This window comes from Pedobacter sp. Bi27 (assembly GCF_918698255.1).
In the GTDB taxonomy this organism is placed as follows: domain Bacteria; phylum Bacteroidota; class Bacteroidia; order Sphingobacteriales; family Sphingobacteriaceae; genus Pedobacter.
In genome coordinates this window covers 260,443-273,336 of the sequence record NZ_CAKKMW010000002.1, presented here as the reverse complement: position 1 = coordinate 273,336, position 12,894 = coordinate 260,443, and the positions used below count along the sequence as shown (strand labels likewise).

The following is a 12,894-nucleotide window of genomic DNA, read 5'->3' as shown; positions in this document are numbered from 1 at the left end:
AACACCTAAAATTAGCGTTATGTGCGGCTATTTTTGCGGTTCAGATATTAAAAAACCATGAACTGTAAAAAACTATTTGGTGCAATCCTTATTGCTTCATTGGCATTTACTGCCTGCAAAAAAGATCCAACTGACGATCCGATTGTAGATCCCCCTGTTGAAGCGATCGTTCCTGAAAAAATCGACAGTTTTAAAGAAACCGCTTCTATTGATTTAGGTGGAGAATTTGCTTCAGAAATTTCGGCTTACGATCCCTTAACCAAGCAATTATTTGTGGTGAGTAACGATGGCGGAACCAAGGTTGATGTAGTTGATATGAGTAAATACCCAACCGTTACAAAATTAAAAACCTTATTATACCCAAATAACGCTGGTATTAATAGCGTGGCCGTAAGTAATGGTTTATTAGCAATCGCTTTAGATGGTGCAGATAAGCAGGGAAATGGTGATGTAGTGGTATTAAAAACATCAACTTTAGAAGAGGTTAAAAAAATAACGGTTGGTGCCATGCCCGATATGGTAACTTTCAGCCCCGATGGAAATTACATTTTATCGGCTAACGAAGGTGAACCAAATCTTGCCTATACCGTTGATCCTAAAGGAACCATTTCGATCATCAACATCAAAGACAACTATGCTGTAAAAACATTAGATTTCGCCGCTTTTGAATCGCAAAAAGCAACTTTGCTTGCAGGTGGTTTCAGGATTTATGGTTTAAATGCAAGTTTTACACAAGATATCGAACCAGAATATATTGCAGTAAGCGCTGATTCTAAAAAAGCATACGTTACTCTACAGGAGAACAATGGCGTTGCCGAAATAGATATCGTTGGTGGAAGCATTACCAAAATCAATCCCTTAGGCACTAGAGACATCAGCCTGACCGATAATGCCTTTGATGTAAGCGATAAAGACAGTAAAAAAGTTTTAGGTACATGGCCAATCAAGGCTTTTTACCTGCCAGATGCAATCTCATATTTTACTGCTGGCGGTACTGCCTATCTGGCCTTGGCCAATGAAGGCGATACCAGGCAGGATTATACACCAAAAGATGCAAAAGAAGAGGTGCGCGTAAAAGATCTTGTATTAGATGCAGCTAAATTCCCGAACGCTGCAACCTTACAGTTAGACGCTAATTTAGGAAGGCTTACGGTAACAAATACTGTTGGTTATACCTTAGTTGGTACTAATAAAGTATATCAGGAATTATACTCAACAGGTGGAAGAAGTGTGAGCATCCTTAATGCAAATACTGGAGCTTTGGTAGCCAACATTGGTAAAGATTTAGAACAGCATGTAATTGATGCAGGTAAATACGATGATGATCGGTCTGACAATAAAGGTGTAGAGGTTGAAAGTGTAACCGTTGCACAGGTAAATGGGCAAACCTTAGCTTTTATTGGTATGGAACGTGCAGATATGATTGCTGTTTATGATGTAACTATACCAGCCTCACCAAAATTTGTTCAACTATTCTCTACGGGCGATGCCCCTGAAGGTTTACTGTTTGTTAAGCCAAAAGATAGCCCTAACGGAAGAAGTTTGTTGATTGTTTCAAACGAGGGAGATGGTACCGTTCGGTTCTATCAGCCCGATAAAATATAGTCTCTCTATCCCTTTATTAATTATTATGTTTAGCCCCGGTGTAAAATCGGGGTTTTTGTTTTTTGAGTTGCCAACTTTAATGGGCTTCTCGCTATTAAGTTGACAACTCTTCTTATATAATTCCTTTATATAAACGAAGAATAAAAAAAGCCCTATATTGCGCTACAAAATAAAACTTTAGGGGTGCCTTCAAATAAGTTGGCTGAGAACATACCCATTTTGAGGTTAAAGGTAGAAGGTAAAAAGGTAGAGGGTGATTCCTTCAGCCTTAAAACCCTCCAACCATCAACCTCAAATGAACCTGATCCGGATAATGCCGGCGTAGGAAATTAGTTTGTCTGCAAAAATTGCGCAAAATGCATACTGCATTTGAAGACTCCTGAAGTTGTACAACAAAATGAAGTCTTTAAGCAATGAATTATATTAATGTATTAACAATAGCCGGCTCAGATAGTGGAGGTGGTGCGGGCATCCAGGCCGATTTAAAAACCTTTTCTGCTTTGGGCTGTTTTGGCACCTCGGTAATCACAGCTGTAACGGCACAAAATACAATGGGTGTGCGGTCGGTGCATGGCATCCCGGCAGAAATGATTAAAGATCAGTTACAGGCAGTATTGGGAGATATAGCGCCAGTAGCCATTAAAATCGGCATGATCAACCGTGCTGAAGTAGTGCAGGTAATCGAAAAGGAATTAAAAAACTATAATCAAGATGTTCCCGTTATTTTAGATCCTGTTATGGTGGCCACCAGTGGCGATCGGTTAATCGAAGCTGATACCGTTACCCAGTTAGTTGAAAAATTATTCCCCTTGGTGACATTGGTTACCCCAAATATAGACGAGGCCATTATCCTTTCAGGGCAGGAGATCCATAATCTCGATGGCATGATTGCGGCGGGTAGAAAAATCATTAAAAAGGGTGCAAAAGCCGTTTTAATAAAAGGCGGACATTTAATCGGCCCAATCATTTACGATGTTTTTATCTCAGGAAACGATGCACCTGTTATATTGGAAAGTGCTTTTATTTCTTCTAAAAATCTACATGGAACAGGTTGTACACTTTCTTCGGCCATCGCTGCCGAAATGGCTAAGGGTAACGCTTTGCTTATCGCAATTAAAAGTGCAAAAAACTATATTAGTCAAGCGTTACAAGCTGGTAGCGAGGCAAAAACTGGCAAGGGCAATGGGCCATTAAACCACTTTTTCGAACCTTTAAAACTAATTGTACAATGAAGTGGAGTGCACAGGCCTGGGAAAGGGTTAAACCCATTTATGGCAAAATTTTAGCAATGCCTTTTAACACTGAATTGGGCAACGGCACTTTGCCAATAGAAAAATTTATCTTTTATTTGGCACAAGATGCCTACTACCTTTTGGAGTTTGGCAGAACCTTAAGTAACATTAGTAGCCGCATGCAGGATGCAGATTTGGTGATGGCCTTTGCCGGGTTTTCTACAGGTGCAATTTTCGCTGAGCGTAGTTTACATGAAAGTTATTTTGTAGAATTTGGTTTAGCTAGCGAGGTGCGACCCACACCATCTACACTTTTGTATACCAATTATATTCTTAGTCAGGCTGCCTATGCCAATGTAGAAATTGCAGTAGCAGCTGTTTTACCATGTTTTTGGATTTATAAAGCCGTTGGCAATCATATTTTTGCACAACAAGATGGCGATGAAAATCCTTACAAAAGGTGGATCGATATGTATGCAGGCGTTGAGTTTGCTGCTGCAGTAGAAAAAGCGATCGATATTACCGATCAACTGGCAGCCCAGTCAAATATAGCAACCCAACAAAAAATGCTGGATGCTTTCGAAATGGCAACCCGTTTAGAATGGATGTTCTGGGATAGTGCTTATGAACTGGAAAAATGGAAAGTTTAATATTTTAACCCTGTGTGCTCTAAATTCTTTGATAAAATGTTAAAAACTTGTCGGTATTTCCAATAGATTTAAAGAACTTTGCAATTCAATCTATAATTTAAAACATCATTTTGGAAGAAAGTACGCAAGAACAGGGAATTTTAAGTAAACAAGAAGATAAACCTGTATTAGCGCAAAGCTCTCCGAAACAAGTACGATTTGCAATATCTGCCTTTTATTTTATGCAAGGGGTGTGCTTTGCGAGTTGGGCCAGTAGGATTCCAACTTTTAAAGCTTCTATGGGCCTAAACGATGCAGAATTAGGCTCTATTCTCTTTGCATTACCTGCGGGGCAGATTATAACAATGTTTTTTTCGGCGAAATTGACCACTCATTTTGGCAGTAAGAAAATGCTAAGGGCAACTGCGCCACTTTATGCAATTGCATTAACTTTTTTAGCACTAGCCACAACTGGTTGGCAGTTGGCTGCTTTTTTGGTGCTGTTTGGTATAACCGGAAACCTTTGTAATATCGCTTTAAATACTCAAGGGGTCGCAGGTGAAAATTATTACGGCAAACCCATTATGAGTTCTTTCCATGGGGCTTGGAGTATTGGTAATTTAACGGGAGCTTTAATTGCCCTGGGGCTGGTTAACCTAAAATTAGGCATGTACACCCATTTTTGGATCATTGCACTGATATCCTTAAGCAATGTTGCGCTTAACGGGAAAAAGTTGCTTAACTATAATAAACCTGATGCCGTGATGGAAAAGGCAAAGTTTTTCACCATGCCTCAAGGTATTTTAGTGTTGCTAGGCGTTATCGCCTTTTGCAGTATGGCCACCGAAGGTACCATGTTCGATTGGAGTGCCATTTATTTTGAAGATGTGGTGAAATTGCCTCATAATAAAGCGATTATTGGTTATGCATCGTTCATGTTTATGATGGCCAGCGGAAGGTTTTTAGGGGTGTTTTTAATCGGTAAATTCGGGCGGAAAAACCTTCTTCAGATCAGTGGTGCCATTATATCGATAGGGATGGCGCTTGCCGTAATATTTCCAAACCTAATTGTTGCTATTTTTGGTTTTATGCTTATCGGCTTGGGCGTTTCGAGTATTGTACCAATGGTATATAGCATAGCTGGTAACAATAAAAAAGTACCCGCTGGTAAAGCCATAACCATGGTTTCGAGTATCGGTTATTTTGCCTTTTTGTTTGGCCCACCATTAATTGGTTATATTTCGCAACTGTCCAGCCTGCGTTATTCTTTTGCAATCATTTCTGTGTTCGGTTTGCTGATTACTTTTCTGATCACAAAAATAAAAGCAATAAACTAATATTAGGGATTAACTTAACTGTTAGAAATATTTTTATCATTTGGAGCGCAAGGCCCTGCAAAACAGTAAATGTCTTCCCGTTTTACGCTTATACGCTTTGCTTCCTCGTACCTCGTTGCTGCAGGGTAACGCTTCAACCGGGGCTAGTTGGCCACGACAGCATTTCATTTGTCGGGTTGCAAGGTGCACCAGCCTTTGTTCCTAAACCCGATTGCAATGAAAAGCCCATAGCGTAGCGAGGACTTGTAGTGGAAAGCGGGACTGTTGTCCTCCAAGAACCACAGGCCAATCATTTCCTAATTTTAAAACCATTATTTCATTTGGAGCACGCTACCTGTACATAAATATCAAATTTAGTAAGGGCAGCTATGAAAATGCTTAATAATCTACTCTTTCTTCACCAATCCATGTTCTTTTAAGGCGGCAATAGCGAGCTCAATTAATCTTAAATTTTCGTCCAGATGCCCGTGTTGTACCTCAACATTAATATAAGGAATATTATTTTGCATGGCATAAACCGAAAGCGAGCCATCATTAGAAACAAATTTAGATTGAAGAATTACGTTCACATTGGCCTTTTTTAAGCTGCTGAACAACCTTGCTTCGGTTACGTAAACAAGATCATCGCCATCCATCTGAAAGTTGATGTAAACCGAATCGGCAGTGCTGGCTAAATCGTAACCTGGTAAATAAGAAGAAATGCCAAAACCACCATCGGCATTGTTATGCAAGGTTAAAAAATAACCTGTGGCTTTTGGATCGTAAAAATCGACAATTTGTTTGCCTGCATTAAGTATTGCTTTTTCAACTTCGTTAGAGCTGAAAAAGTCTTTTTTTAACCTTGTTTTTACACCTACCTCGGTATAAATGGCATTGGGGTCTATACGATATTGATCATCCATATAGGTGAAATAATAATCTCTTACACCGCCATATTGACTGTCGATGAGCTCGCCACCGCTCCAGCGGATATAATCAAAACCTGCTTTTACGCCAGTATCTTCATTATCATGTACAACTAAAAATTTAATGCCATTAGGTTTATAACTGTATTTTACCAGCGTGATATCTAAGTTTGAAACCTTAACGAAGCTCGAATCAGTAGTCATCGCCGGGAAAACAGGCGGGTGTTGGGCATTAACCAGAAGGGTAGAACAGATCAGGAACAGACTTAGAATGAGTTTAAACATAATCCCTAATATACAATGTTGCTACATAATTTGTTTGAAGACAACATTGTATAATTATCTGGGCATCAAAATTTCTAAATGCAGCAAGTGAAAAATAAAATGGTTCGTAGCGCACACAATTATGGCGAAGGTATTGGGTTGGCAAAATTGATGGGCGACTCATTAGGCATAATTTTCCATGCCTCCGCGTTCCGTGACAAAAAAGAAATGGTTCGCGCGGACACGAACCATGGCTGCGGATTGGGGTACCCGTTTGCGGACAAATTTTCCGTGTTTTCTGTGCTTCCGTTGCTAAAACAAAATCCACAAAAAAGCCCCGATTTTGGGATCGGGGCTAAATTGATTGTTAATCTGGATGTTTATTAATGTCCGTGATCTAAATCGTATTCGTTTACATCTTTGTGTTTGTATGGTTCTACCATTAACTCATCGATTGTTTTTCCTTTTTTGTTAAAGCCTAAACGTTCTAACATTCTGTCGAATATTAAGTATACTACTGGCACCACAATTAAGGTTAAGAATAACGAACTGGTTAATCCACCAACAATAACCCAGGCCAAACCATTTTTCCATTCGGCACCTGCACCGCTTGCCAATGCAATTGGAAGCATACCAAATACCATGGCGATGGTGGTCATTAAAATTGGACGTAAACGTGCGTGGTTGGCCAATACAAGCGCTTCTTTAGTCTCTTTACCTTCAGCTTTTAAGTGGTTGGTAAAATCGACCAGGATAATCGCGTTTTTCGCTACCAGACCCATTAACATAATCAAACCTAAAATGGTGAAGATACCGATTGAGTTATTGGTTAAAGCTAAAGCTAACAATGCTCCGATTACCGCTAAAGGCAGCGAAAACATTACCACTAACGGATAGATAAAACTATCGTAAAGCGCAACCATAATCAGGTAAACCAAAATAATCGAAGCCAATAAAGCGATACCCAAAGTACCAAAACCTTCGCTCTGATTTTCCTGATCACCCGCCCAGCTATAACTTACGCCAATTGGGGCTTTCAGTTTGCCGTTTTTTTGCAGCTCTTCCAGTTTCGCCTGGAACTCAGCAACTACGGTTCCTGTTGGTCTACCGATTGACTGTGCCTTAACTGATACTGAAGTAGATTTGTTTAAACGCTCCAACTGACTCGGACCTGAACCTTCTGTAATGGTTGCAAACTGTGATAACTTGATCTGTTTACCATCGCTGTTTACAAAAATCAGGTTACGCACGTCATCAATATTCTGGCGATTGAAGTTTTGATACTGAATATTGATATCGTACTCGTATTCACCTTTACGGTATTTACCGTCGGTATTACCCGCAAAAGCAGTCTGCATGGTTGAGCCTACAGTTTGTAAAGTTAAGCCAACGGCCGACATCTTATCGCGGTCTACCTGAACGTTAATCTCAGGCGTTCCTTTTTCTACTGATAATTTAATCTCTGTAGCTCCAGGGATAGCCGCAAGCACTTTTTGAGCACCTTCAGCATACTTCAAAGCACTATCTAAATCAGAACCCATTACCACCAATTGGATCGGTGCGTTTTCTGCAATACCCAAAATACTGATCGGAACGGTTTTAACTTTTGCTCCAATTAATTCTTTAGCCAGTGCACGGCTCATTTTAGTGGCAAAAATATCTGAAGAAACACCTTTACGCTCATCGCGTTCAACCAGCTTAACATTAATCTCCGATTTATAGGCTGTAGCCTGTGTACCACCGAAATCACCGGTCGATTGTCCAACTGTAGTAATTAACTGTGTAATTTCTGGTTGTTTATCCAAGAAAGCCTCAGCTTTTTGTGTTAAAAAGTTGGTTTGCTCTAAAGAAGCATCTTTTGGTAACTCTAACTGCACCAGGAACTCACCCTTATCTGATTTAGGGAAGAATTCCGATCCGATAAAACCACCTACCAGTAAACCGCATGAACTTAAGAACATCACCACAACCATAACTAATGTTAAAGCTTTATGGTTTAACGACCATGTTAAAATGCTGGTAATCCAAAGGGTAAATTTCTTTAACTGTTTCTCGAACCAAAGAATGAAACGGCCAAATAGGTTTTTACCTTCAATACGTTCTAACTTACCAAAACGAGAGAAGATAAGTGGTACAATGGTAAATGAAGCTACTAACGAAAGTAACGTTGCGATAATTACCACAATACAGAACTGACGTAAGATGTTCGATACCAAACCCGTACTTACTGCAATCGGGAAGAACACTACCACAATTACGAAAGTGATCGATACTACGGTAAAACCAATCTCTCTTGTTGCATCAGATGCTGCTCTTACTTTGTTCTTACCCATCTCCATGTGTCGCTGGATATTTTCCAGTACCACAATCGCATCATCCACCAGGATACCTACCACGAGTGACAGACCTAGTAACGACATTAAGTTTAAGGTAAAACCGAACAAGCTGATCCCGATAAACGTAGCGATTAATGAAACCGGAATCGATACCATTACAATTAACGCGTTACGCAAACTGTGCAAGAAGAAAAGCATTACGAAAGCCACCAAAATAACCGCCAGGATTAAATCGTGGATTACTGCATCAGCTGATTCTAAGGTAAAGATCGAACTATCGTTAACAATTCTGATGTCTAATTTATTTGCTGCGTATTCAGTTTTAAGTTTTGCAATAATGGCATGTACACCTTTACTCACTTCTACCGCATTTGCATCACTTTGTTTAATGATCTGGATGGCGATAGATGCTTTACGATCGATACGTGCCAGTTTTTCAGTTTCTTTTTGCGAATCCTGAACGTCGGCAACATCACCTAAACGGATCTGTGCACCATCTTTAGTCGTTGTTAAAACCAGGTTTCTCAACTCTTCCATACTTCTGTATTTACCCGATAAACGGATCAATACATCCTGGTTTTGGGTTTTAACACTTCCTGTAGGGAAATCTAAGTTGGAACTTAAAATTAATTGCTGTACCTGCGGAACTGAAAGGTTGTAACCTTGTAATTTATCCGCATCTAACGATACCTGAATTTCGCGTTCCGAACCACCAACTAAGTTAACCTGTGCGATACCGCTCACCCTCGAAATTACCGGAGCAATACGTTTATCAATTAAATCGTAAAAGGTAATATCATCCATATTGGCTGATGCCGACATGGTAATTACCGGTAAATCATCCAAAGAGAATTTACTTAATGACGGCGTTTTTACATCCTCAGGCAGATCAGAAAGAATAGCATTTACCTTTCTTTGTGCATCATTTAAGGAAATATCGATGTTTGCCGCATCAGTTAAGGTGATGGTAACTGTAGATAAACTCTCAAACGATACAGAGTTGATTTTCTTGATGTTTTCCATTGATGATACCGCATCCTCAATCTTTTTGGTTACGGTATTTTCAACCTCATTTGGTGAAGCACCAGGGTAGATGGTTGAAATAGATACTACGTTGTTAGAGAATTTTGGAAGTAATTCATAACCCAACGAAAAGTAACTTAGTAGCCCAAGCAAAGTAAGTGCGGTAAATACCACAATAACCAGCGAAGGCCTTTTTATAGATATGTCTGTTATCTTCATTTTAATTAGTATTGCGTTTTGCGACTGGCGTATCGCGTTTTAAAGCCGAAAAATCCCCTCTAACTTATTTTACGATACTAACTGCTGTACCCTCAGTTAAGTTAATCTGCCCGCTGGTGATTACAGTTTCACCTTCTTTTAAGCCATCAAGAATTTCAACATTGTCTCCTAAAATACGGCCAGCTACTACATTACGGATTTTAGAGGTGTTGTTAGATTTATCCAATACAAAAACCTGATTGCTGCTTACACTACCTACAAATGAAGTACGTGGAATAAGAATGCTTGGCGCCTGTTTAGGGAACTTGAATATTGCAGTTCCGTACATACCGGCTTTTAAAGTGTTTTTGTGACTGTTCTCTACTTCAATTTCAATAGGGAAATTTAATGTTGCATCGGCTTTAGCAGCGATGAAAGTTACTTTTCCGGAGAAATTATCAGTTGGGAAAACCGAAGATTTGATCTCGATCTGATCGCCGATTTTAAGATTGGCAACCTGCGATTCGTTAACGTTTACTTTTAATTTCAATTTAGAAACATCAACCAGTTCGAACAATTGAGTGCCCTGGGTATTTACAAAAGCACCAACTTCGATGTATCTTTTGTTTACGATACCATTGATAGGCGATTTGATGTTGGCATCACTTAATCTTCTTTGTGAAGCCTGTAAACGCAGTTTTGCATTTTTTGTAGCCAATTTAGCTTGATCTAACTGTTGTTGCGTAACACCACCAGTTGAGAATGAGCTTTGGTATCTGGCCTCATCTCTTACTGCATTCTGGTAAGTGGCCTCAGCAGTTTCTCTGTCTGTATTGATAATTTCTGCATCAACGCGTGCCAAAACCTGGCCCTTGCTTACGCGGTCACCTTCATCAACATAGATAGCCGTAACACGACCTGCATTTTCTGATAAGAAGTTAAGTTCTTGTTTAGGGATAAAGTTTCCGTTTGCACTAAAATCTAAATTCACAGCTTTTCTCTCCACCTGAGCAACCCGAACGGCAACAGCGCCACCACCTTTAGCAATGAAAGCAGTTTTTTCTTCGTTCTTCTTTTTATTGTTGCTTAAAACATAAGCTATTGCACCAAGGGCAACAACAACTACGATAATTATGGTAATTACTCTTTTCATTTCTATTGTACTAGCGATTTAATATTCCCGTTTGATTTGATTAATTGTATTTCGGCTATTTTGTAATTCAATAAAGCCTGTGTATAGCTGTTCTGTGCCTCAGTAAGTGCATTTTCTGTATCCAGAAGATCGGTTAAAGAAGCTAAGCCATTGTTATAATTGTTTTGTGTGCTTTTGTAGATTTCCTGCGCCAAATCCGCATTTTTACGTTGCGATTTAATGGTATTGATGTTGTTTCGCAATTGGATTTTTGCATTCTCATAAGCCAGATTTAACGAGTTTACAGATTCTTTTCTGCTCTCTCGTGCTTTCTTAATATCCACATCTGCCTGGCGGATTTTTGAACGTGTTAAAAAACCATTGAAAATTGGCACTTTTAAAGTCAGACCAACGGCCGATGCGCCATATCCGATTGCAGCAGCATTAGACTTTAGGAAATCGAAACCATCACTTTGGCTCGAGTAGGTATAATTACCCGTTAAAGCCAATGATGGATAATATTCGGCAACGTATGCCTTTCTTTGCAGTGATAAAAGTTTATCCTGATTATCCAAAAGTTTAACCTCTGTTCTGTTTGCCAGATCGATAGAGTCTGTAAATACAGGTAAAGTAGTTACCTCTGTTAATTCAGTAAATGGTAAGCTGATCGGCGTAGAAACCGGCATACCCATCGAGAATTTTAACTGATTCTCCAATTGGGTAATGGCATTAATCACCTGCTCACGTTGTGTATTCAGATTAGTTAAGTTTACATTGATCCTGTCAACATCGATTTTTCTGGCTAAACCATTTTTAAACTGGTTGGAAACAATTTTTTCTACAATTTTAACGTTTTTAATATTGGTATCAATTACGTTTAACTGTTGCCTGTTTACCAAAACCTGGTAGTAATTGTTGGCCACCAGCTCGATAATCTGCTCTTCTGTTAATTTTGAAGTAAGGTTGTAATATTCCTCACTCGATCGCGCAGCCTGTAAGCCAGTAAAAACCTGTTGATTGAATAATTGTTGCGAAAGCTGAACACCTGCAGTCGAATTCCAGTTCTGGCCTAATTTGATCGCCTGTGTCTGTCCGCCGAAATTAGCAACCAGCTGGCCGATAATAGGGTTATAAGTTAAACCGACATTTCCTGTAATTTGAGGCAAGGCCTGTGCCCTAACTTCCTCTACCTTGTATCTTCCGCCTTCAATATCCAATTTCGAGTTTCGAATCTTGGTGTTGTTTTGGAGCGCATAGGTTAGCGCATCTTTTAAGGTAACTTGCTGCTGTGCAAGCACCAGCTGCGGTAAAACCGTGCCGATTAGCAGTATGAGCATTAACCTTACCATTTTTACTCTAAGCATAATGTATTGTTTTTTTGTTTTTGGGTTCTTATCTATTTAAAATTTGTGGCCTGTTTACAATCGCTTTATCATTGTTGCGGCCGCCGTATTTCAGTCTGAACATCGTAAACCTCTCACAAATATGGTAGTGAGGTTTTTTTGCTTCAGTGTCATTTTGTTTAATGCTTTTTTATCAGGGAAAAGATCTTTTCCGGTTTCCATAATACACATGGTGCAAAGGCCCATCAAACTTTCCAGATAAAGTTCTGCAACATGTGCAGTATCATCGTGCTCAATTTCTCCCTTTCCTTTTGCCTGGCTAAAAATTTCTGCGAAGAAATCTTTTTCCGAGCTTTTAAGCATTTGTAACTTTCCTTTGATCACATCGTCGTTCAATAAATCAGGGATGCCTTCCGTAATCCTTAACATGTAATATTTTTGGAAGAAAGTGTTCCTCACTTCTATGGTGCTGAAAAGAATGTCTTCCAAAGGTTGATCTGGATTGTATTTCTTTTTAATCAACTCAAAGAAGTCGTTAAACACCCTTTCTATTACTCCAATAATTAAATGCTTCTTATCCGGGAAATAATAATAAAGCGATGGTTTGGAAACGGAAAGATCTTCTGCGATATCGTTCATTGTGGTTTTACCAATACCAAAATGGATAAAGCGTTTTATAGCGCCATCAATAATTTGCTCTCTCTTTTTATCGGCTACAATCATTTTACTTTTCTACTTTCTGACTTTTTTAATATTTTAGTCAAAAATAGTGCTAAAAAACGATTAGTCATGAAAGGTTTGTTGAAAAGCGCATTAAGCTTACAATTTTATGACATAATTTTGTTTCTTGCGCTGTTTATATATCTTTACAAACCAATCGTTTAGAAAAT

General features: G+C 39.2%; 10 protein-coding genes and 1 riboswitch. Of the genes, 5 read left to right on the top strand and 5 right to left on the bottom strand.

All coding sequences use genetic code 11. The annotated features are described in order from the left end of the window. The first annotated feature begins 57 nt into the window (after positions 1 to 57). From LQ227_RS06470 to LQ227_RS06455, 4 genes are all read left to right on the top strand, one after another. The gene (locus LQ227_RS06470) at positions 58 to 1,605 is read left to right on the top strand and encodes a choice-of-anchor I family protein (protein ID WP_230148768.1); all 1,548 of its coding nucleotides are present in this window, start codon (positions 58 to 60) and stop codon (positions 1,603 to 1,605) included. A 169-nt stretch (positions 1,606 to 1,774) separates the two neighbouring features. After that, positions 1,775 to 1,951: riboswitch (TPP riboswitch) on the top strand. A gap of 67 nt (positions 1,952 to 2,018) precedes the next feature. Next, a complete protein-coding gene (gene thiD, locus LQ227_RS06465; protein ID WP_230142031.1) occupies positions 2,019 to 2,837 on the top strand; it encodes a bifunctional hydroxymethylpyrimidine kinase/phosphomethylpyrimidine kinase in 819 nt (272 codons plus the stop codon). Continuing rightward, the gene (locus LQ227_RS06460) at positions 2,834 to 3,487 is read left to right on the top strand and encodes a TenA family protein (RefSeq protein WP_230142028.1); all 654 of its coding nucleotides are present in this window, start codon (positions 2,834 to 2,836) and stop codon (positions 3,485 to 3,487) included. Before thiD ends, LQ227_RS06460 begins: the two co-directional genes overlap by 4 nt. Positions 3,488 to 3,597: 110 nt before the next feature. Further along, positions 3,598 to 4,803 (top strand): MFS transporter, encoded by a 1,206-nt coding sequence (locus LQ227_RS06455; RefSeq protein WP_230142025.1) that lies wholly within the window; start codon positions 3,598 to 3,600, stop codon positions 4,801 to 4,803. Positions 4,804 to 5,189: 386 nt separating this feature from the next. On the opposite strand, the gene LQ227_RS06450 is transcribed toward LQ227_RS06455, so the two are convergent. Then, a complete protein-coding gene (locus tag LQ227_RS06450) occupies positions 5,190 to 5,993 on the bottom strand; it encodes a hypothetical protein (protein WP_230148765.1) in 804 nt (267 codons plus the stop codon). 78 nt (positions 5,994 to 6,071) lie between these two features. On the opposite strand from LQ227_RS06450, the gene LQ227_RS06445 reads away from it, so the two are divergent. Continuing rightward, a complete protein-coding gene (locus LQ227_RS06445) occupies positions 6,072 to 6,359 on the top strand; it encodes a hypothetical protein (RefSeq protein ID WP_230142022.1) in 288 nt (95 codons plus the stop codon). Here LQ227_RS06445 and LQ227_RS06440 read toward each other — a convergent pair. From LQ227_RS06440 to LQ227_RS06425, 4 genes are all read right to left on the bottom strand, one after another. After that, positions 6,356 to 9,550 (bottom strand): efflux RND transporter permease subunit, encoded by a 3,195-nt coding sequence (locus tag LQ227_RS06440; protein ID WP_230142021.1) that lies wholly within the window; start codon positions 9,548 to 9,550, stop codon positions 6,356 to 6,358. The two genes, LQ227_RS06445 and LQ227_RS06440, sit on opposite strands and share 4 nt — an antisense overlap. 64 nt (positions 9,551 to 9,614) lie before the next feature. Then, positions 9,615 to 10,682, bottom strand: coding sequence for an efflux RND transporter periplasmic adaptor subunit (locus tag LQ227_RS06435; protein ID WP_230142020.1), 1,068 nt, complete (start codon positions 10,680 to 10,682; stop codon positions 9,615 to 9,617). A 2-nt stretch (positions 10,683 to 10,684) separates the two neighbouring features. Beyond that, positions 10,685 to 12,025, bottom strand: a complete 1,341-nt coding sequence (locus tag LQ227_RS06430; RefSeq protein ID WP_230148763.1) for a TolC family protein — start codon at positions 12,023 to 12,025, stop codon at positions 10,685 to 10,687. A gap of 90 nt (positions 12,026 to 12,115) precedes the next feature. Continuing rightward, positions 12,116 to 12,727: a TetR/AcrR family transcriptional regulator gene (locus LQ227_RS06425; RefSeq protein ID WP_230142018.1), complete on the bottom strand. Its 612-nt coding sequence runs from the start codon at positions 12,725 to 12,727 to the stop codon at positions 12,116 to 12,118. Positions 12,728 to 12,894 lie beyond the last annotated feature (167 nt).